The sequence below is a fragment of the Herpetosiphon sp. genome, assembly GCF_003512625.1.
GTDB classification, from domain to species: domain Bacteria; phylum Chloroflexota; class Chloroflexia; order Chloroflexales; family Herpetosiphonaceae; genus Herpetosiphon; species Herpetosiphon aurantiacus.
In genome coordinates this window covers 1-21,845 of record NZ_DOPT01000013.1, presented here as the reverse complement: position 1 = coordinate 21,845, position 21,845 = coordinate 1, and the positions used below count along the sequence as shown (strand labels likewise).

The 21,845-nt window shown below is 51.4% G+C and carries 15 protein-coding genes; 7 read left to right on the top strand and 8 right to left on the bottom strand.

Translation table 11 applies throughout. The annotated features are described in order from the left end of the window. Window positions 1-79: 79 nt before the first annotated feature. Complete coding sequence (locus DEF47_RS02470) at window positions 80-1,558, bottom strand: phytoene desaturase (RefSeq protein WP_012190720.1); 1,479 nt, start codon at window positions 1,556-1,558, stop codon at window positions 80-82. Between the two features lie 119 nt (window positions 1,559-1,677). On the opposite strand from DEF47_RS02470, the gene DEF47_RS02465 reads away from it, so the two are divergent. Beyond that, window positions 1,678-2,463 carry a DUF456 domain-containing protein gene (locus tag DEF47_RS02465; RefSeq protein ID WP_012190719.1) on the top strand — a complete coding sequence of 262 codons (786 nt, stop codon included), beginning with the start codon at window positions 1,678-1,680 and terminating at the stop codon, window positions 2,461-2,463. Here the strand turns inward: DEF47_RS02465 and DEF47_RS02460 are convergent. Both DEF47_RS02460 and DEF47_RS02455 read right to left on the bottom strand, forming a co-directional pair. Continuing rightward, the gene (locus DEF47_RS02460; protein ID WP_012190718.1) at window positions 2,460-3,230 is read right to left on the bottom strand and encodes an ABC transporter substrate-binding protein; all 771 of its coding nucleotides are present in this window, start codon (window positions 3,228-3,230) and stop codon (window positions 2,460-2,462) included. The genes DEF47_RS02465 and DEF47_RS02460 overlap by 4 nt on opposite strands. A gap of 10 nt (window positions 3,231-3,240) precedes the next feature. Continuing rightward, window positions 3,241-5,097, bottom strand: a complete 1,857-nt coding sequence (locus DEF47_RS02455; RefSeq protein ID WP_012190717.1) for a MutS-related protein — start codon at window positions 5,095-5,097, stop codon at window positions 3,241-3,243. A 1,007-nt stretch (window positions 5,098-6,104) separates the two neighbouring features. Between DEF47_RS02455 and DEF47_RS02450 the strand changes: the two genes are divergently transcribed. Continuing rightward, window positions 6,105-8,168, top strand: a complete 2,064-nt coding sequence (locus tag DEF47_RS02450; protein WP_012190716.1) for a hypothetical protein — start codon at window positions 6,105-6,107, stop codon at window positions 8,166-8,168. Window positions 8,169-8,284: 116 nt separating this feature from the next. On the opposite strand, the gene DEF47_RS02445 is transcribed toward DEF47_RS02450, so the two are convergent. After that, window positions 8,285-10,216 (bottom strand): B12-binding domain-containing radical SAM protein, encoded by a 1,932-nt coding sequence (locus DEF47_RS02445; protein ID WP_041304602.1) that lies wholly within the window; start codon window positions 10,214-10,216, stop codon window positions 8,285-8,287. A 238-nt stretch (window positions 10,217-10,454) separates the two neighbouring features. Continuing rightward, window positions 10,455-13,526 (bottom strand): AAA family ATPase, encoded by a 3,072-nt coding sequence (locus DEF47_RS02440; protein ID WP_012190714.1) that lies wholly within the window; start codon window positions 13,524-13,526, stop codon window positions 10,455-10,457. Window positions 13,527-13,641: 115 nt separating this feature from the next. Between DEF47_RS02440 and DEF47_RS02435 the strand changes: the two genes are divergently transcribed. Further along, entirely contained in the window at window positions 13,642-13,980 is a 339-nt protein-coding gene (locus tag DEF47_RS02435) for an FKBP-type peptidyl-prolyl cis-trans isomerase (RefSeq protein WP_012190713.1), read from the top strand. Between the two features lie 55 nt (window positions 13,981-14,035). Here DEF47_RS02435 and DEF47_RS02430 read toward each other — a convergent pair whose 3' ends face one another. Genes DEF47_RS02430 through DEF47_RS02420 form a run of 3 tightly spaced genes read right to left on the bottom strand, consistent with a single transcriptional unit; the run spans window position 14,036 to window position 17,587 of the window. Continuing rightward, on the bottom strand, window positions 14,036-15,070 hold the full coding sequence (locus DEF47_RS02430; RefSeq protein WP_012190712.1) for a HEAT repeat domain-containing protein: 1,035 nt from the start codon (window positions 15,068-15,070) through the stop codon (window positions 14,036-14,038). Further along, window positions 15,063-16,133, bottom strand: a complete 1,071-nt coding sequence (locus DEF47_RS02425) for an alpha/beta hydrolase (protein WP_012190711.1) — start codon at window positions 16,131-16,133, stop codon at window positions 15,063-15,065. The genes DEF47_RS02430 and DEF47_RS02425 overlap by 8 nt, the downstream gene beginning before the upstream one ends. Then, window positions 16,109-17,587, bottom strand: coding sequence for an aminotransferase class V-fold PLP-dependent enzyme (locus tag DEF47_RS02420; RefSeq protein ID WP_012190710.1), 1,479 nt, complete (start codon window positions 17,585-17,587; stop codon window positions 16,109-16,111). Before DEF47_RS02420 ends, DEF47_RS02425 begins: the two co-directional genes overlap by 25 nt. Window positions 17,588-17,696: 109 nt before the next feature. On the opposite strand from DEF47_RS02420, the gene DEF47_RS02415 reads away from it, so the two are divergent. The 4 genes from DEF47_RS02415 to DEF47_RS02400 are packed head-to-tail and all read left to right on the top strand — an operon-like array spanning window position 17,697 to window position 21,735. Beyond that, window positions 17,697-18,386, top strand: a complete 690-nt coding sequence (locus DEF47_RS02415; protein WP_012190709.1) for a class I SAM-dependent methyltransferase — start codon at window positions 17,697-17,699, stop codon at window positions 18,384-18,386. Window positions 18,387-18,437: 51 nt separating this feature from the next. Continuing rightward, window positions 18,438-20,222, top strand: a complete 1,785-nt coding sequence (locus DEF47_RS02410; protein WP_012190708.1) for a serine/threonine-protein kinase — start codon at window positions 18,438-18,440, stop codon at window positions 20,220-20,222. Window positions 20,223-20,224: 2 nt separating this feature from the next. Continuing rightward, a complete protein-coding gene (locus tag DEF47_RS02405; RefSeq protein WP_012190707.1) occupies window positions 20,225-20,959 on the top strand; it encodes an SIR2 family NAD-dependent protein deacylase in 735 nt (244 codons plus the stop codon). 26 nt (window positions 20,960-20,985) lie between these two features. Beyond that, the gene (locus DEF47_RS02400; protein WP_012190706.1) at window positions 20,986-21,735 is read left to right on the top strand and encodes an SIR2 family NAD-dependent protein deacylase; all 750 of its coding nucleotides are present in this window, start codon (window positions 20,986-20,988) and stop codon (window positions 21,733-21,735) included. The last annotated feature ends 110 nt before the right edge of the window (window positions 21,736-21,845 follow it).

The window sequence follows — 21,845 nt, the reverse complement described above, 5'->3', positions numbered from 1 at the left end:
AATCTAGTCGCTTGCTGGCGGTTAAAGCAAACACACCATGATTAAAGCATAATCGTGGTGTGTTTCAACGGAGAATAGATTAGGCTCCAATCAAATCATCGACGATTTTGGCGCTGGATAATACGCCCGGCAAGCCAGCCCCGGGGTGGGTTCCAGCCCCGACAAAATAGAGATTAGGAATTTCTTCCGAGCGATTGTGCGGACGGAACCAGGCCGATTGCGTCAGAATTGGCTCGACCGAGAAGGCGCTGCCTTGGTAGCTATTCAGGGTTTCGGCAAAATGCAAGGGCGTAATCATATGCTCGCTGACAATATGTTTGGATAAATTGGGCAGGTAGCGATCTTCTAAAAAGTTCATAATTCGGTCGCGATATGGCTTGGCTGTCTGCCGCCAATCGGTGCCCGAACCAAGGTGCGGCACTGGCGAAAGCACATAAAAAGCCTCGCAGCCTTCTGGTGCTAACGATGGATCGGTCAAGGTGGGCATATGCAAATACAGCGAGAAATCATCGGCCAGCTGTTTTTTCGTGAAAATATCATCAAGCAAGGGCTGGTAGCGTGGCCCCAAAATAATATCGTGATGTGCGAGTTTTGGCCCATCTTGGCCGCGATATTGACGATCGGTGCCGAAATAGATCACGACCAGCGACATTGAATAGCGCATCCGAGCGAGCTTGCGGTCGGTGTATTTTTTGCGCATGCTGCTGGGCAAGAGATTTTGATAGGCCCAAGCAACTTCGCTATTGCAAACCACCGCATCGGCTTTGATTTCGCTGCCATCACGCAGGCGCACGCCCGTAGCCTTGCCGTTGTAGGTGCTAATTTCCGCTACATCGCGATTGAGTTCGATTTTGCCGCCCAAATCTTCAAATAATTTAACCAAGGCTTGAACTAACGCCCCTGTGCCGCCTTTGGCAAACCACACGCCCCATTTGCGTTCGAGGAAGTTGATCAAGGTATAAATGCTGGTGGTTTGGAAGGGGTTGCCGCCGACCAGCAACGGGTGAAAACTGAGCACTTGGCGCAAACGCTCATCTTGCACAAATTTCGAAACAAAGCCATAAACTGTGCGATACGACTCAAGTTTGATCATATCGGGCACGATTTTGAGCATATCAGCTAATTTCAAAAAAGGCTGATCGGCTAATTCGGTGAAGCCTTTGTTGAAAATCTGCTCGGCGCGGCGCACAAATTCCAAATAGCCATCAACATCAGCAGGGTTCCACTCGCGAATTTGGCGCACCATGCTTGGCAGGTCATCGGAGTAATCGAAATGGCTTTGATCATGAAAAAAGATGCGATAAAACGGACTGACTGGCATCATCGTGACATAATCTTCGGTTTTGCGGCCCGCCAAAGTAAATAAATCATCAATCATAAATGGCGCGGTGATCACAGTTGGCCCGCCATCAAATTTAAAACCATCTTGCTCATAAACATAAGCCCGACCACCAGGCTTATCGCGCTTCTCCAAAATCGTCACATCGTGGCCTTTGGCTTGCAACCGAATCGCCGCACCCAAACCGCCAAACCCACTGCCAATCACAACAATTCGCATCGAAATATTCCTCAAACAACCAAAAAACGGTATGATTAACGCTAATAAGCGCATTCTAAGCCATGCTACGCGGATCATCGTGCGCTGGATGGTTGTAGAGGCCATGAAAGGGGAATTTTGTGCTTGATCTTGAACAAACTGAAGATGTAGGAACGTTGCTGAGTGCTGGACGCGAGGCAGCGCAACGTGGCGATAAAACGACGGCGCGTAACGCTTTGCGCAAAGCCAATCGGCTTGCCCCCAACGATGTACCGGTGTTAATCGCGTTGGCTGAGGTAGTTGGGACATTTAACGAGCGACGGTTGTTGCTTGAGCAGGCGCTGCAATTAGAGCCAGATAATATTGCCGCCCAAGGAGCGTTGGCGGCGCTCAAAAGTGGCGCGGCTAATCCACACCCAGCGGTTAATCTGCCGCCAATTGACCCAACCCCATTGATGGCTCCCACCAGCGAAACGCTCTATTGCTATCGCCACCCAACGGTCGAAACCGGCTTACGCTGTATTCAATGTGCGCGGCCAATCTGCTCGAAATGCAGCGAACGCACGCCAGTCGGCTTTATTTGCCCTGAATGTCGTAAAGAACGCCGATCACCAATGTACCAAGTTGAGCCGCTTGATGCGGTCAAGGCTGGGGCGATTAGCCTCGTGCTTGGTGGGGTTGGTGCTTATTTGCTTAGCCCATTTGGCATATTTCTCTTTTTTCTTATGGGCGGTGTGATTGGCGAAATGATTATGCGAGCGATCGATTGGGCTACCCGTAAACGCGGCCTGATCATGCAGATTGCGGCGGCTGGCTCGTTTGCTGTCGGGGCGATTCTGGCGGCAGTGTTTGCTGTTGGCTTTAAGATCGGGCTAATTCTCTTTCTAGGCTTTGGTGTCTTTATCATTGTGGCACGTTTGCGCTAGGGAAACCATTTCTGATTGAGTTTGGCGATCCAGCCCTCGGCATGCAGTTGACCAAGCTCACGATTAATTTGGTTCTGCAATTCGTAGGCGGTGATTGGCATCGCCAAGACAAACGGTTCGTAGCTGAGGCTGGCGAGGGTACGGGTTTGCTGGCGATTGTTGGTGTGTAAGGCGGTTAAATTGCCAACGATTGCCGCCTCTGAAAAGCCGCGTACTACCAGATCGGCAGCAGCAATTTCGATGTACGGGCTATTATCGATCTGTTGAGGGCTGAAGATTTGGCGGGCTATGCTCTCGCCTGGTGAGCCAAGTTGCACTGAAATCGAGCCAATTAATTGGTTTTGTTTGGTAATTGGGTTGCTAGAACTAACCAATAATTGTTGGCCGCCATCAAGGTAGGCTTGGCTATAGCGTGCTCGCCAACCTTCGGCTGGATTCTGAATAATTCCGGCGGCAATCAGATCAACTTGATTTGGATTGGCCGGATCAATCGCCGGAAACAAGCCATCGTAGCCAATTTGCCGCCACTCAACGGTTAAATCGAGGCGGCGAGCGATTTCCTCGACCAACTCCACATCATAGCCGATTGGTTGTTGGCCTTCTAATTGAGCAAATGGCAAGAAGCCAAAATCGGTGCCAACCACCAAAACTCCCCGCGCCTTGGCACGTTGCCAGACTGGATCATCAGCGCCGCCTTGGCTGCGTGTAGCTAGCCAAGCGTAGCCCAAAAGCACACAAATTGCCAAAATATCAAACAGTCGGCGCATAATCGGCCTGCTAACTATTGGCGGCAACGCTCAACGGCACATCCTGATCGACTAGACCAACGATTTCCATCAGCTTGAGGGCGTTAGTACTCGGCGCTAAACCAGCTCGCAATTGATAATCGAAGGTCATGCTTGGGCCATTATCGCCGCGCTCGAAGTGTTCGGTCAAATACCATGGTTGGCTGATGGCGGCAATATCGGGCGCGGTTGCCAGCGACAAATCGTGAGTTGAAACTGCGCCGATCGCACCTAAACCGATTAAGCGGGCAATGATATGGCGTGCAGCAACGGTACGTTCACGCGTGTTGGTGCCATGCAAAATCTCATCCAACAAGAATAAGGCTGGTTGGCCTGCTGCCCGCGCTTGCTCAACCTCGCCCAACACCATTTTGAGCCGCAACAATTCGGCCATGTAGTACGAAACGCCTTGTTCTAGCGAATCGTTGATGCGCATGCTGGTGGCAAGCCGCAGCACTGGCAATTGCAAATTGCTGGCACACACCACACTGCCAGTTTGGGCGAGCACAATATTGAGGCCGATGGCTCGCATCAAGGTGCTTTTGCCTGCCATATTCGAGCCAGTAATCAAAAAGAGTGTGCCTGCTGGCCCGATGCTCAAATCGTTGGCCACCGCTTTATCTGGCCGCAACAAGGGATGGGCCAAACCGCTAGCAATCACCTGATCAGTGGTATGCAGTTGGGCTTGAGTCCAATTTGGGTGGTCGGCTTGTAAGGTGGCGAGGGCGGCAAGCGCTTCAATTTCGCCCAAGGTTGTGAGCCAAGCGCGGGCTTGACCACGCACATCGCGCTGCCAACGCTCAAGCAACCATCCAATGTGAATATTCCACAAACTAAAGCCTTGGAGCACAATATAAAAATAGCTAAATCGCTGATCAGCAAGGCTCAACAAGCGACTCAAACGCGCCATCTGATGATCGGCGCGAACCCCATTGGCAGTTAATTGGCTTTGGGCTTGGCGCAACAAAGCGGCTTGAAATTGCGGCTCGTTGATCGCCCGAAACAATGCGCCAAAGCCAGCAAAGCCTTTGCGCCGTGCACTGACCGCCATAATCACCTGATTGGCCCATAAGCCTAAGCCATTGCTGACGATGATATTGAGAATAAACAACACCAACCAATAAGGCACATTCGTCCAGCCAGCCAAATAGGCCACTAAGCCCGCGATTGGCCCGATTGGCAACAACCGCGCTAACCAAACCACCCACATCCGGTTGAGTACCTGCGCTGGCTGTTCTGTCCAAACCAGAAATTGCTCGAAATCAGCACGTTCAGCGGTAACATGATGGGCTGCCACATGCAACTCTTCGCGCAATTGCACGTTTTGGGCTAGTTCGGCGATCGCCTGTTGACGCGATGTAATTGTGCTGGGATTTGCTGGAGCCAAAAGCCAACTCAGCAGCGTATCCAAGCCCAAGGCGGTTGGTAAATGGCCAAGTAAGTGCAACAACGAGGCGCGGCCCACCAAATCCAAATCGTTAGCATACGAATCGGCAGGAATGTCGAGGCTTGGCACACGCAAGGGCAAATTGACCCAATCGCGCTCCAAGCGTTGCACGCCATAGTGATTTAATTGATACAGCGCTTGAGTGCGTTGGCGCTGTTCTTCAACCGTATTATGCTGAATCAAGACCCAAACAAAGCCAATTAGCAAGCCAACTGCGACTGCAAACCACCATGGTGCATTGGCAAAGCCAAAAATCACCGCAAACAGCGCTGCGCCAAACAACACCAAACGGAGATTGGCAAAGCGATCTGAGCGTTGGCGAAGCTGCTCTAATTCAAGTTGATAGCTAGCACTGCGTTGGCGATAGGTCTCGATTGGGGTGGCTTGATTTGGGAGTGACATGTATATTCCTGCGCTACTCGACTCGTTGGTGGGTAAACCCATGTCATCATACCATATCGGGGATCGGTTGTCGGTTGTTGGGGATCGGGGTTTGATCCACGAAGGACACGAAGCGCACGAAGGGTAACGCAGGCTACAGGCTATGGGCTTTTGACTATTGAAGATCATGGGAATAGCTAAATTGTTGTGTTAGCCCATAGCTGTAATGGTTTATTGGGTTAACAACCAATTATCACCATCCCTCACCCCCTGCCCCCTCTCCCACGGCGGGCGAGGGGAGCACTGCCCAAGCGGTTCCTCCCTCGCCTGCTGGGCGGGAGAGGGGGCAGGGGGTGAGGGAACAATAACAGTTGCCAATCTCATAACCCATTACATATAGCCTATAGTCAGCGTTCCTCTGCGTCAAAAAGATCCCCAGCCCCCAACTACCGATCCCCAATATCGTAATTAAGCTAGGTGGTCGGCCATGGTCTTGGTAATAATCTCAATCGAATGAGCAAGCGCGATAAAAATGTATTGCGATATCGAAATGGGATAACGCTAAGTGGCAGGGCTATGCCTGTTTCAGCATCACAAGCAGCCATTGGTCGGAGTAGCCGCCTTGGGCCTGGCCCGATGGCGATCCATTCGTTTAGGGGTGTTTCAATAGTCCCAAAAGGGTGATCAATGGTAACCATAATGTGGTCGAGATTAGGTTTAGTTTGCTGCATGTTGTTAGCTCCAACATTGTTGGGTTAGGCTGCTTGATCGACGAAGAGCGCGAAGCTATTTTTAGCCACGAATTGCACGAATTCCACAAATTGATCTTCTAAACGCCAATGACTATATGTTTCATCCTTCATCCCTCATCCTTCACAACTCTGCGCCTCTGCGTTAAAAACGAACCTCCTGACTCCCGATCCCCAGCCCCCAACTACCGATCCCCAAGATCGAAATCGTGCGCACAATCCGATTTACCTAGCGTATAGTAAAGCAATCGTGTGTGTGTAGTAGGAAGGATGATTGCAGTGGCAAGAAAACCGTTTCGAACGTTGGTTAGTTTGACCCTGGCCTTAGGCGTGTTGATGGGCGGAACGTTGTTGAGTGCAGTAGCTGACCAATCAGCCACATTGCCCCCAATTAATGGTATCTGGGATAGTTCGCTTGGCAACAGCTTTCAAAAAGCTGGTTCGATTCATTCGTTGACGGTTGATCCAAGTAATAATCTCTACGTTGCTGGCGATTTCAATTTTATCAATCAAACCGAAGTTAATGGTTTAGCACGTTGGAATGGCTCAACATGGCAAGGCTATGGGCTTCAGCCAAACGATGCTGGCAAAATTCACAAGGTATTGCCATTTGAGAATGAGCTATTTGCGATTGGTGATTTTGAGCGTTTGCAGCAAGCTCAAAATAAAATTGCCCGTTGGAATGGCACAAGTTTTCAGCCAATTGGCAATGGTATTACCGGATTATTGCATCGATTCTCACCTGATATTACGGTTGCAACCTTGCATAGCTATAGCGAAACCCTCTATATCGGCGGTGAGTTTAGCCAATTTGCTGGTGAATTTGCCTATGCAATTGGCCAATGGAATGGCGCGGTTCAACCGCAAGCCACGATCTTTGATGGTAAAGTTACTAGCTTTGCCTCTGATGCTGATGAATTAATTGCTGGTGGCTATTTTACCCAAATTGATGGCGTGGATAGCCGTTTGGCACGCTTGGTCGATAATCAATGGGTTTCACTCGATGTTGGGATCGCCAATAATGCTTTTACGGTCTACTCAGCGAATAATACGATTTATCTTGTAGGCTATAATCTCAGTAGTCAAACCTATCGACTCTATCGCTGGGATGGTTCAAGCGCAACCAGTGTGGGTGGTCCACTGGATGTTGCCATTGATAATTTAGTTGTTCATGGCACAGATCTCTATATTCAAAGCAATCAGCAACTCTTGAAATTAGAAAATGATCAATGGCATGCTGCTAATTTGCCAGTGACGATTACCAAACTGACCGCTTTAGCCAGCAATGGCTCAACCCTTTACCTTGGCGGTGAATTGCTGGTGAATGGCAATCCAAGCCAAATTGTTGCTTGGAACGGTACGCAAGCCCAAAGTTTGGCGAGCTTGACGGTGATTGATGATCAACACTTGGTCAGTGGTGATGCTGGTCGGCCAGTGATTATCGATTATGGAATTGGTAGTGCTCAAGGCTCAATTCAACGCTGGAATGGCACGAGCTGGGAAACCTTGGCAACTGATACCAACGATTCGTTTGGAATTTCACAGTTTTATCGCGCCAACGATCAACTTTACAGCTTTTTCCTTGAGCCACAAGCCTTGGCTACTGGCCAAGCGGCTAGTAATGTTTGGCGCTTGAATGGCACGACGTGGACGAGCGCTGATATTAATCTTCAAGATTCAGTCTATTGGTATGAGTCAGGCCAACAGATCTTGGCGTATCTTTCACAACCGCAGGCAAGCCAACCAATAACTGGCATTTTGGAGTTTGATGGCACGAGCCTTAATCCACGGCTTCAACCAGCTTGGTTTAATCGCTCAGATTATCTCTTCTTCTTCGAGAATAATTTCTATGCGATCAATCTGCTGAATGATGTAGACTCGAACTTTTTAGAAATTCAGCGCTGGGATGGCCAAACCTGGCAAGAAATTCAGTTTATGGAAGTGCCTAAGGCCCGTTATAGCCTGAAACTGTGGCGTGGTCAGCTGTTTATGGCCAATACTGCTGGCAATTTCTACGAAATTAATCCTGATGGTAGTTTGGATGAAATTGCTACGGCTGATGGTGGCATTTATACTTTGGCTGGGCGTGATGATGGTTCGCTCTATCTTGGTGGCGATTTTAGCACCATTGATGCAGCGGCAACAGGTCTAATCGCTAGCTTTGATGGCACGAATTTCCGGGGCTTGGTCAGTCAACCCAATGGACGCGTCATCTCACTGAGCGTTGATCATAATTATGTGTATGTTGCTGGCGATTTCACCAAAGTGGGCACAGTAGCATCGTTGGGCGTGGCGGTCTTTGCGCCAACCAAGCAGGTCTATTTGCCGATGGCAATTCGTTAATGTTAAATTCCCTCACCCCCTGGCCCCCTCATCCCGCACGCGGGAGAGGGGGCCTATGCTCATTTTGCTCCCCTCGCCCGCCGCAGTGGGAGAAGGCTGGGGGTGAGGGAATTTATTTAATCGTGTGGCAGGGGAGCCAAAATTGCTAAATGCTCACTTTGTTCCTGCCATGTTGGCTCAAATTGCTCAGCTTCAATCACAATCCCCGTGCCACCCCGGCGATTCAGAACCGGAATCGCCACACTAGCTTGATCGGCTGCGACCTGCCAAACGACCTCGGCAATGCCTTCGTAGCTCAATGGATCAAGCGCTTGTTGCCAATCGCAGCGAATCCACCAGCGCGGTGTGACTTGCACCCACGCTGGATCGGCTTGCCAGCGCCGATAGACCGCTATGCGATCGAGGTAGCCAATGGTATGCGGCCAGCGTTGTTGGAGTTGACGTAATGCGTTGGGGGCGATCGGCTGATCGAGCACAACATCCCAGTGAATCGTGAGGTTGGCTTGGGCGATGGGCCAGCAAAAGGCCTCAATTACGGCCAAATCACTATGATGCGCGATAACCACCACATGGCTGGCAACCTGATCAGCATAATGTTGGCCTTGCTCCCGCCATTCGTCTAAACTGAATTCAGCCCGACAATCCAAAACGATAGTACGAATTGGCTGATCGATCACGCGAATTGCTTGCTCGCAGGCTTGGAGCCAAACATCGCAAGCTGGTTGCGGCATGCCTTCGATTGCCAAGGGATCAAGCCCGGCTTGTTCACGTAAATCCCAGCGTAGGGCGCGAAGTTGTTGGTAGTTGAGCCAATGATTGGCCAAAATGTAGTAGGGTGGGCGATCTTGAAAGTGCATGCCAAAGCGTTCGGCATCGTTGCGCACGCCTGTGCCAGGTAATACTTGCAAGGTAAAAATATCGTAATCGCCAAGTTGCTGCTGCTGAATCCATTCGATCGTAGCATGGGTGCTGTCAGCATCATCTTCGGGCAAGCCCAAAATCACATCGAGCAACACCGCTACATCATGCTGATACAGACGGCGCGTGCCTTCGGCCCATTTTTCGAGGTCGGTACGCCGCCCAACGGCTTGCAAGGCTGTGCGATTGGCGCTTTGCAAGCCAACTTCGGCCACAGTCAAGCCTGCTTGCACCAAGGCCTCAACACTTTCTGGCTTAAGGTGTTCGCCACGTAATTCGGCATAAATTGGGGTTGGTTCAGGCTGATTGATGCTTTGCAGGCCGCGCATCAATTCGCGAAAATTGGGCAGCAAATTGAGATTCGCCTCAACAAAATGAATTGCCCGTGCGCCCTGCTGGCGTGCCCAGGCCACTTCATCCAACACCCGTTGGCTGCCAAACATGCGACCACCCAATTTTGTGCCCATGTTGCGGCCATACAAGCAGAAGGTACAGCCGTAAGGACACCAGCGCGAACATTCGATAAAGGCAATTTCGCCAGCCCGTAGCTCCAAAAAGCCCAGCAAATAGGGCGATGGAATTGGATCAAGGCTCCCCATGGCGGGGCGGGGTAAGCCAGCATGCAATTGGCTCGCGTGATATTGCAATGTGCCAGCCACCAGCGGGTAGGGCAATTGGGTTTGGTTATGCATCGGCAAGCTAATTTGCTGGTGCTGGTGTTCGAGCGCCAGCAGTAATTCGCTGAAGGTTTGTTCGCCCTCGCCTTCTACTGCAACATCGACCGCTGGATGTTGCAAAACCCAGGTGTTATTGCGCTGCACTTCGGGGCCGCCAACCACCACAATCAAATTTGGTAATGCTTGTTTGAGTTGACTAGCAAGATGCAACGAACGTTCGCTATTCCAGGTATACAGCGAAATCCCAAGAACGTGTGGTTGTTGAGCGATGATCCAATTACAAATCAGGCGATCACCACCACGGTCGGCAATATCACGTGGCACAATCTCAATTTGCATACGCTCAAGTAAGCCTTGGTTGTACGCCCATGCTTTGAGGTAGCCCGCTGCCAGCGGCACATTCGCCGCCGGATTGCTGGGCACTGGAAGTTGGAGTAGCACGATCTTTAGCATGAAATACATTTCTGTTTAAACGCAGAGGCGCAGAGTAACCACAATCTCGCTATGTTCTATGTGTCATGGTTTATCGCATGAACAACGGCTAGCCTGCCCTCACCCCCTGCCCCCTCTCCCGCACGCGAGGAGAGGGGGAACCGCTCCAGCAGTGCTCCCCTCGCCCGCCGCCGTGGGAGAGGGGCTGGGGGTGAGGAAACGAACCATTACACCAGGCCTACAGCCAATAGCCAATAGCCTAATTCACCGCCCAACGTGAGCCGTTGTCGTGTTTGGTAATTTCGATCTGCACCGGAAATTGATCCTTCAATTCTTGGATGTGGGTGATTACCAAGATGCGACTGAAATCTGGCTGAACTTGGGTGATAGCCTCGACCAAGCGTTCGCGCCCACGACCATCTTGCGAACCAAAGCCTTCGTCAATAATTAATGTTTGCAAGTTGGCTCCGGCGCGACGAGCCAGCATTTTGCTCATGGCAATCCGAATTGCAAAGTTGATGCGGAAGGCCTCGCCACCGCTATACAAATCGTAGCGGCGCGTGCCTTGTTCATCGGCAATTTGAATATCGAGAGTTTCGCTGGTATCGCCTTTTTTTGTTTCGCGTTGGGTTTCAAAGCGCAAGTGCATTTGGTTGTCGGTCATGCGGCTGAGCAATTCGTTAGCTTCGCGCTCAAGCTCAGGAATCGCCGTTTCGATCAGCATTGCTTGAATGCCTTTTTTGCCAAAAGCTCGTACCAATTCGCTGTGAACATCGCGTTGATCTTGCACTGAGAGCAGCTCTTTTTCGGCTGCGGCCAACTGCTCAGCGACTTGAGCCACATGCTGGACGTTTTGCTGAGCTGCACCCAAATCTTTTTGAGCAACGGCCAAGCGCCCGCGAAACTCGTTGATTGTGCGTTGAGCGGTTTCGGCAGCTTGAATAGCGGCTGGCAATTGGGCTAATTCTTGGTTGAGTTGATTGAGCATTACTTGAATTTGGGCTAAATCTTGGCGTTGGCGCTCGATCAATTCGGCCAAACGCTGGGCTTGGCGTTGGTTGGTTGCCAAGTTGGTTTGCGCCGAACGCAATTGATGATATTCGCCTTCCCAATGGCCAAGGCTGGCAACCGCGTCGCGCACTTCTTGATGGCGTTGTGAGGCATAGCCCAATTCAGCCATTTGCTGGTAAATTGCCTCGGCCTGTTGCCGTGCAGTTTGGGCAAATTGCTGACTATCGATCTGGACTTGCAAGCTCAAAATTGTTTCGTGCAATGTGGCATTGTGGGTTTCAGCCGCCTGAATTCGCTCAAGTTGTTCTTGGAGTACGGCGGCTTTGGCCTCGATTGTGCCACGTTGGGCTAGCCGTTGCTCGAGCTGGGCGATTAATCGGCCATTGGCTTGGCGTTGGGCATCAAGCGCCGCTTGATCAAGGCCTAATTCGGCGATTTCAGTTTGGGCTTGGGCTAAGGCGGCGCGTTCTTCATGGGCAAAATCGCCATGTTCAAGCCGCTGATTCAAATCGCGCAAGGTGCTTTCGGCTTCGCTGCGTTTGCTACGATGTTCTTGGGCTTCGCTGATTTGGCCTTCCAAGCGACCAACTGCTGCTGCCAGAGTGCTCAGCTGGGCAACTTTGCGCTCTAAACCTTGAATTTCGCGCTGGCGAGCATCATATTCATTGCTTAGTTGTTTGCGAGCTTGGCTGGCCTCACGATATTGATCACGCAGATCGTCGCGCTCAACGATATATTGCTCGATCACTTGATGAATGCCATGCTGGCCGATATCGCTCTGGCAGAGTGGGCAATGCGTATCGTGGGTTGCCCGTAGTTGGTCGATTTTATCGTTAATTTGCTTGCCAAGTTGCTTTAAATTGCTCTCTTGTGCCGATAGTTCGCCCAATTGCTTGGCATCTTGTTGGTCGCGGCTGCGCATTTCTTGGAGCTTGCGTTCATCGCGAATCAGGGCTTTTTGTTGGGCAACCGAGGTTTCAAATTCACTGCGCCAGCGCGATTCGTTGGCCAAAACATTGTCGGCCTCGATAATTCGGCGATTTTGCTCCTCGCGTGCGGCAATTAACGAATCGCCGCGCACGTTGATTAAGCCTTGCAATCGTTGCACCTCAACCTGCAATTGAGTTAAGTTGGTGCTTTGTTGCTCTAGCTCGTTGCGCTGGCTGCGGGCTTGCTCTAAATGGCGTTGATCGTCGGCAAAACCGGCTAATTGCTCGGCCAAGGCGGCCAAATCTGCTTGCTTACTGGCTTTATTGGCGATCAATTCGGCGTTGGTTTGCTGATCGCGCTGATATTGCTGAAGTTGATGTTGCAACGAAAGTTCTTCGCGCTCGACCAAAGCGCGTTGCTCTTTGTATTGATCGTTGAGCTGGACAATTTGCTCACGCAAGCGATCAAGCACCACTAACTCTTCACGCGCAGCTTGCAAGACTTGAAAATTGGTTTCAATTTCGCTTTGACGAGCGACCATCGCTTGTGCCACACCAATATCTTGAGCCAGTTGGCGATAATCGCCATCGCTTTCGGCAATTTGACGTTCGAGGTCGCGGCTGCGGCTTAGCTCGCGGTCGCGTTCGGCCTTACGATGTTCGAGTGCGCGGCGTTGTTGGTCGGCTTGCTCAAACACTACTGTTGCTCGTTCGATTTCATGGCTAAGCTGCTGCACCCGTTGTTGCGCTTCGGCCTCTTGGCTCAGGTAAAAATCACGCTTATTGACCCATTCGCGGTAGCTGCTGATTGTACCTTCGAGGCCTTGAGCGCGGTCGCTGAAATAGCGCACCTGCTCTTTGGCACGGGCTTCAAGTTGTTCGTAGGCATCGAGACCTAAAATCTCGGCCAGCACTCGTTTGCGTTCAGCAGGCGCTTTGCGGGTAAATTCATCGGCTTTGCCTTGCACCAAAAAAGCACTATTAATGAAGGTATCGTATTCCATGCGCAGCACAGAATGAATGATCTCTTGGGTTTCTCGGATGCTATTGCCAGAAATTGCTCGCCAATTATCACCATCGTTAACTTGAATTTCGAGGATGGTTTGGCCGCGTTTGGCTGATGAACGGCGGCGCAACACACGATAGGAAGTTTTGGCAACGCTAAATTGCAAATCAACTTCCATCTCTTGTGCACCCAACGCAATCAATTCATCATCGGAGGAAACGCGAGCTTTGCCCCAAAGCGCCCAAGTGATTGCATCGAGCAAGGCCGATTTGCCAGCGCCATTTTCGCCCGACAAACAAGCAACCCGAATTCCTTCGAAATCGAGGGTTGGAACATCATCGCGATAACACATAAAATTACGAACACGCAGCTTCTCTGGCAACATCCGGCGCACTCCTGCCCAAGCGTACAAATTTGCTAGTTTCTATTATAGCCTGAATTGCGATTTTTCCTATGTTCCTTGATAATTGGCCCAATCAATCTCAGAGGAGGCTCTTTCGATGCAAACAACTCCATCGGGCTTGCGCTACGAAGAACAGGTTGTCGGAACAGGGGCGCAACCTAAAGCTGGCCAAACGGTGATTGTTCATTATACAGGTACACTCACCAACGGAACCAAATTCGATAGCTCGGTTGATCGAGGCGAGCCATTTGAATTCATTTTGGGCGTTGGCCAAGTGATCAAAGGCTGGGATGAAGGCTTATCGACGATGAATGTTGGTGGTAAGCGGCGCTTGTATATTCCAGGCAATTTGGCCTATGGCGAACGCGGTTACCCTGGCGTGATTCCACCCAATGCTGAATTGATTTTCGATGTGGAGTTGATCGGGGTTCGTTAATATTGTTCGATAAAGCCAACAGCCCTCGACACATTGAGGGCTGTTGGTTTTTCATTTAATCTTTGAGGGCGGTAATTGCGCCTAATGCCGCTTCATGGACATATTGGTCACTATCTAAAACCGCAGTCCGCAAGGCGGCCAACACATCGACGGTGGCGGCAGCCTGCCCCATGGCGGCAAAGGCGTTGGCAGCAGCTTCGCGGGCGTAAGGGTCGGCATCCTGCAACACGCTGATCAGGCTATCCAAAATGCTGGGGGTGACCATGGCGCTGCCCAGTTGCCCAAGCACCAAACAAGCCGCCGAACGCACAAAACTATCATCATGAAACAAGGCTGTGGTAAGTAATTCGCGGCTCATGCTATCGATTAATTGATTGCGCAATGTACCAATCGAACGAGCTGCTGCATACCGTGCCCCCAAATCGCGATCATACAAGGCCACATGAAACAGCCGCTCGCGTAGATGGGCCGCTAAATTGCTTTGGGCACGACCAAGTTGGCGTGCTCCTGCCGCGCGAACCATGGCCACCCGATCACTCAAGGCTTGCTCGATTAATTGCCAATCGCTGCCAGTATAGTGGCCGCGACGGGTTTGGAGCGAACGCACCGTGCTATAGCGAGTTTGCCATGGAATTTCATTCAGCGCATGGCGCAATTCAGTTAATTCGCCGTTACGCCGATATGGCTCAATCTCATCGCTTAAGCTTTGGCGCAACCAATGGGCTTCGGCATCACCAAGTGTGTGTAGTAGATGCTCGATCACATCAAGCTTGAGCAAAATTTGCTCGATCACCAAGCGCAAGGCTGGCGAATGTTCAAATTCGCTCCACAGCAATTGTTGGCTATAGCGCAGCGTATTGGCGTTATGAATCAGAAAACTCGTACCAGTGGTTTGGGTGACATTGGCCAAGGTGACAACCGCTCGTAATGGCTGGTTGGTAAAGGCCTGAAAAAACGGCTCAAGCACCAAACTGCTGAGGTAGTAGGTTAGACGTTCAGTGCCATAAATACCCATTTCGGTTTGGGGGGCACGGACAAAACGGCGCAAGCGTTGCAAAATCTCGGCTCGCCAGACTTCTAGATCAAACATGAATTGCTCCTTCACTCGACTCAATTCTCTCGTGAATCCAGGTTGTGACTGCGGTTAGCGGAAACGTCTCCATCGGCAACGTTAGATGGCTGTGGTCAGGCATCAGTTGTAGCGTTACGTCGGGAATGGTCGCCAAGTTGCTCAAAACTGCCTGATACGGTGCGATGCGGTCGCGTTGGCCATAGACCAGCAAGATTGGGGCACGAATGCGGCTGAGCGAATCGGCCAAATTAAGCGTTGGGAAAAGCTGGTTAAAGCCCATGGCAATGCGCATTGGCGGCGCTTGCCATTGCTGCCATAGTTGATACAAGGTCATGCGGTCGGGGTATTGCCAAAATTGCGGGCGGAGCAAAGCCCGTAGTTCGCTGCGAATATAATGATTGCTCTTGAGATCAAGCGCAACTGGCGAGCCGATAATGACTAAACCATCAACTGCGACACCATCGGCAATTGCTCGCGCCCCGATGCAACCACCCAAACTAACTGCCACCACGACCACATGTTCCGCATGTTGGCGCAACCACGCGACCGCCGCTGCTACATCGGTGTTGCTATCAGGCACATCCAAGGTGCGCGGATTTTCGCCTTGTCCCGCTAGATCTATTGCCAACACGCTAAAACCCGCTTGTTGTAATTGCGCGATGGCCCGTGTTGCATAGCGGGTTTTGTCGTTGCCAGCGCCGTGCAAATAGAGAATTGCCGTGCTGGTGTGCGATGTGGCATACCACAAGCCAGGCACATGCTCACCAGAATCGAGCATAATTTGAATTGGCTCACAACTCGTTGAGCCAGCCATAAATTGGCGCAGCGGGTTATGCCACAAGCTGCGCAACGAGGCTAGCGCTAATTGAATTGGCACGGCCAGCCAAACACTGAGCCAGCGCCAACGCCCACCGCGCCAGCCCCAAACTGCCAGCGCTGCACCAAGCAGGCCATCACGCCGACGTTGCGCTAGCCAGCCAAGGTTGGGCAGGTTGGCGAGCGCACTCAGCAAATTAAATAGCCCCAGCCAACCAACCAAGCCTCGCCCAAATTCAATTAATGCTCGACCAAATCGCAACACTGAAACCACGCTCCTATATCCTGCTGAACTGGTCGGCGATGCCGCCATTCATTGGTTTTATTCGAATATTGATAATCGTCGGCCCACGCCGAGCCATTGCGCACCACTTGATCCAGCGCATCGATCAGATAATCGGCCTCGTGATCGGTGGTGGTTGGGTGGATCGAAAGCCGTACCCAGCCTGGTTTATCCGATAAATCGCCTTGATCGATTAAATCGGTGATGCGTTTGGAGCGCTGCGGATCGACGTGCAAGAGATAATGGCCATAGGTTCCAGCGCAGGAACATCCGCCACGCACTTGCACCCCAAAACGATCGTTCAGCAATTGTACAATCAAGTTGTAGTGCAAATTCTCAATGTAGAACGAAAAGATCCCTTGTCTTTGTTCCAAGTGATCAGCTAGCAGATGAATGCCATCGATTGAGCGCAAGCCTTGGAATAGACGTTTGGTCAATTGGGCTTCGCGGGCTTCGATCTGCTCAACGCCCATGGTTTGCTTGAGTTGGAAGGCCAGCGCCGCTTTGATCGTTTGTAAAAAGGCGGGAGTACCACCATCTTCACGTGCTTCGATATCGCTGACAAAACTATGGCCCATCCACGGGTTCGTCCAGTTGACCGTGCCACCGCCAGGCTGATCAGGTACCCGATTGTGGTAGAGTTTGCTGCTAAAAATCAAAACCCCAGGCGTGGCCGGGCCGCCCAAACATTTATGCGGCGAGAAATAAATCGCATCAAGCGCGGCGGCTGGGTCGGCTGGGTGCATATCGATTTCAACATAGGGCGCTGAAGCCGCAAAATCAATAAAACAAACCCCACCGTGAGCATGCATCACCCGCGCCAACTCGTGGTAGAGCGTGCGCACACCAGTCACATTTGAGCAAGCAGTGAAGGCTCCGATTTTAACGCTGCGTTCAGCATAGGCAGGCAGCAAGGCTTCCAAATTGGCTGGATCGATCAGCCCTTGATCATCGGGCGGCACAACCACGACCTCGGCGATGGTTTCGAGCCATGAGGTATGGTTGGAGTGATGCTCCATATGTGAGATGAACACAACAGGCCGCTCGTTTTTCGAGAACTTAATCTGCTCAGCCCATTGTTCGGGCATGCGCAAACCCAAAATCCGCTGAAACTTATTGACCACAGCAGTCATGCCTGAGCCAGCTAAAATCAACACATCATCGCTGGCGGCGTTAACATGCTGCTTGATCAAACGTTGGGCAAAATGGTAGGCTTCGGTCATCGAGGTTCCAGTGATATTCGATTCGGAGTGGGTATTGCCGACAAACGGCCCAAACACATTCAGCATTTGCAACTCGATTGGCGCATACAAACGCCCACTTGCTGTCCAATCGGCATAAACTATTGGCAGCGAGCCATAAGGTGTCATAAAATGCTGATCAATACCAACAATCTGACGGCGAAAAGCTGCGAAGTGGCTAGCAAGTTCGTGCATACATGCTCCTTAGTCGCCTCGTTGCGACCATCGCTGGTTGTTTGCCCAATGCCTGAATTATAGACGGCGAACCCTGCTAGCGACAAGAGGGCTATGCTATAATCGGCCTATGATCTGGATTTGGCTGCTTAGTAGTATGGTAGTGGGCCTTGGGCTGCTGTATTGGCTGATTATTATTGGCGAAGGCAGCTATTTTGGCCGAGGTGTGGTGCGCTGGATTTACAGCCGTGGTGCATCGATTTATGATCGTGTGCGTAGCAATGTTACAATCCACGACGAGATTCACCTTGGTGGACCGTTGCGGGTTGCCTTGATGGCCATGCCGGATGCAGCGACGCTTGATGTTGGCACTGGCACAGGCCGCGTTCCGCTGTTTCTGGCCCAAGAAACCTGGTTTCATGGAGCGATTCATGGGCTTGATCTGACGGCGGCGATGTTGGCGCAGGCCCAAATCAAAGCCCAACAAGCCAAAGTTACCGAACGGATTCAATGGCACGAAGGCAGCGGCGATAATTTGCAACGCTGGCCGGACCAAAGCTTTGGCGTGGTAACATGTTTAGAAGCGTTGGAATATTTTCCCCGTCCACGGCGGGCCATTGCTGAGATGTGGCGGGTTTTACAACCAGAAGGCACATTAATCATCAGCACTTGGACACCACGGCATGCCCGTTGGTTGCCAGGCAAGGCTTGGACAGCCCAGCAATTACAGCAATTATTATTCGATTTTGGCTGCTGCGATTGTGAAATTCGGCCTTGGCAAGCTGATGCTTATGAGTTAGTTATTGCGGTCAAACCGTAGCCCTTGGCGTAGTGTCGAGATCTGCTCGGCGTTGCAAGGTGAATGTAATTTATGACGCAACCTTCTGCTCCTTCAACACCATTACTGCATAACCGTTATCGGGTGCAAGCTCGTTTGGGCGAAAATCGCTTAGCATTGGTGTTTCGGGCAACCGACGAACGGCTGAATCGTTCAGTTTTAGTCCATCTGCTACGCCCTGACTTGTTAGAGAATGCCCAATTACGCAAGCGTTTTAATGATGAGGCTCAAGGCCTTGCCAAACGCACCCATCCGGGCTTGCTCGATGTCTATGATAATGGCGAGGTCGGCAATCGCCCATATATGATCACCGAGGATGTCGATGGCGATTTATTGCGCGATCGGCTGCCATTAGCGGCAGAACGAGCCTTGGAAGTGTTACGCCAAGTGGTTGGGGCGGTGGCGATTACGATTAACACCCAAACTCCCACTCCGCCAATTGGCTCGCGCTCGATTTTGCTCACGAGCAGCGATCGGGCGGTGCTAATAGAGCCGTGGTGGCTGAATAACGAAGAATTACGTGGCGATATGCAACTGTATCGTGCGCCAGAACGGCTCAAAGGTGCTGCGCCCGATGAGCGTTCGATCGTGTATAGCCTTGGCTTATTGGGCTACGAATTGCTAACAGGTATCACGCCCGACCCTAATGCCAAAGACATGCCTTCGATCTATCAACAAGTTAATGGCTTTGTGCCCTCGTTAGTGGCAGCGCTCCAAGTCGCAACAGCGGCTGACCCCGATCAACGCACGGCCACGGTTGCGGCCTTGGCTCGCGATTTGGCGGCGGTTGATTCGGCAGCTGATGCGCCGACCAAACAATTGGTGCGGCCATTGCCAGCTTTGCGCGATACCATGCGCGATATGCGCCAAAATTTGGCTCAACGTCGAACCCAGCCAACACCTACGCCGCCACCACAGCAATCGCCTTCGGCGAGTGCAGCGCCTAACTGGAATGTTGCGCCGCCTAAGCCGATGATGCCACCGCGCCAAGCACCGCCGCCAATCCAGCAACAAGCAGTGCAACAGCCACCACCGCAATATTATGCGCCACAGCCTGCACCGCCAGTGCAACAAGGCATTAGCCGCGAAGAATTACGTAGCGAGTTGCGCAGCGAAATTCGGCGTGAAACCTATCGCCGTGGTTGCTTGAATTTTATTTGGCGACGGGCCTTTGGTCTTACATTAATTACCTTATTGGTGATTGGCTGTGTTTGGGGCTTTACCTTTGGGCGCAATTGGCTGGTTGGCGGAGCGGCCAAAACGTGGGCTTGCGAGCGGATTCCAACCTGGGCCTGCAATTTGCTACCTGGGCAACAGAGCGAAACCTATATCATCATCCAAGATAATACGCCAGTGTATACCAACCAAGATCGCAACAGCGCCTTGGTGGTGAGCTTGCCGCGTAACACTGAAGTCGTGATTCGCGATCCCGCGACCAACTTAACCAGTAATGGTTGGGCCAAAATTGAAATCGACGATTACCAAGGTCGGCGGATTACGGGCTGGATTGATAGTTTGAATATTGCCAAGCCCCAGCCAACCGTTCAGCCAAATGAGCCAGATCTCCCGACAACCGTTGGTGAATTGGTGTTCAAAACCTTGCAAGAAAGCAATGTCCGTACAACTGCCGAATACAAGAGCGATGGCAGCAACATTATTATGGCAATTCCGGCCAATACTCGTGTGATTGCGCCCGACCCCGATGCGATTGTGACCCAAGGCGGAATTGTCTGGATCAATATTGTCTTTGAAAAAGATGGTCAAGCGATGACCGGCTGGATTTCGCGTGATCTTTTGCAGCAGGAGGAAACCCCTTGAGCGTGTTCGATTTGCCAGACGTTTTGTTGCAACGCTTACGCAATGCCCAATCAATTACAGTGCTGACAGGTGGGGGTTTGGCTCAAGAGTGTGGGATTCCAAGTTTTCGCGAGGCCCAGCAACTCGATTCACGTTGGGCTGGCTACGAGCCGCAAGAACTGGCAACGGTTGAGGCATTTTTGCGCAATCCACGCTTGGTTTGGGAATGGTTTGCCTATCGGCGTGGTTTGGCCGAGGCGGCTCAACCAAGCGCAGCCCATTATGCCTTGGTGGATTTAGAGCAACTTATGCCAAAGTTCAAGCTGATTACCCAAGCCACCGATGGATTGCATTGGCGAGCAGGCAGCCGTGAATTGATCGAACTGCATGGCAATTTAGCTCGAATGCGCTCCTATGAAGATGGCGGTATGGTCGATTCGTGGGATGAAACCGAAATTCCGCCGCGCTGCCCGCGAACTGGCGGCTATCTGCGCCCTGATGTAGTGTTGTATGGCGAAGGTGTGCCACGCGAACGTTTGCGCGAAGCTGATCAAGCGACCATGTGTGATGTTTTTCTGTGCATTGGCACCGATTCAGTTGTGCAGCCCGCCGCCTCGTTGCCATTGCATGCTAAACGTCATGGTGCAACCGTGATTGAAATTAACCGCCAGCCCTCGACCTTTGGCTTTTTTACCGATCATGCCTTCCATGGCAAATTGGCCGAACTATTACCACAATTAGTTGCTGCGCTTGAGTAATTGACTTGATTAGAGAGGAGTTGGTTATGGCCAAGTTTCCCGAAGAGCTTCTACAACGCTTACGCCAAGCCGAGCGAATCGCAATTTTGACTGGAGCTGGAATCTCGGCAGAAAGCGGGATTCCAACCTTTCGCGATGCCCAAACTGGCTTTTGGTCGCGCATGAAACCCGAAGATCTAGCAACGCCCGAAGCATTCGAGCGCAATCCTAAGCTGGTTTGGGATTGGTATGCCTATCGGCGTGAAATGGTTGATCAAGCTAGCCCGAATGCAGGCCATTATGCCTTGGCCAAGATGGCTGAACATGTGCCAAATTTGACCCTAATTACCCAAAATGTTGATAGTTTGCATCAGCGGGCTGGCTCAACCAATGTTTTGGAGTTGCATGGCAACATTGGGCGAGTCAAATGCTCCAAAGAACATGTCGTGATTGAACCATCGGCATGGTTGCCTGATGAAGAAATTGGTGTGCCCCGCTGCCCACGTTGCCAAGCCTTGTTGCGGCCTGATATTGTTTGGTTTGGCGAAGTGTTACCAACCAAAACCTTTAATCATGCCAAAGCTGCCTGCATTCAAGCTGATGTGGTTTTTTCGATTGGTACATCGGGTTTAGTGCCACCAGCCGCCACCTTGCCCGTCACCGCAATTGAACATGGAGCCTATGGCATCGAAGTTAATACTGACCAAACGTACCTCTCTGATACCTTTGAGTGCTGTTTACGCGGTGCAAGCGGCATTATTTTGCCTGCCTTGGTCAAAGCAGCATGGCCTGATTGAAAATCAAAAGTCAGAAATCAGAAGGCAAAAGGGCATAGCGTTAACGCAGGGGAGCAGAGATAAAAGGATGAAGGATGAACAACAGTGCTTCGCGGTCGTCGCGATCTTCG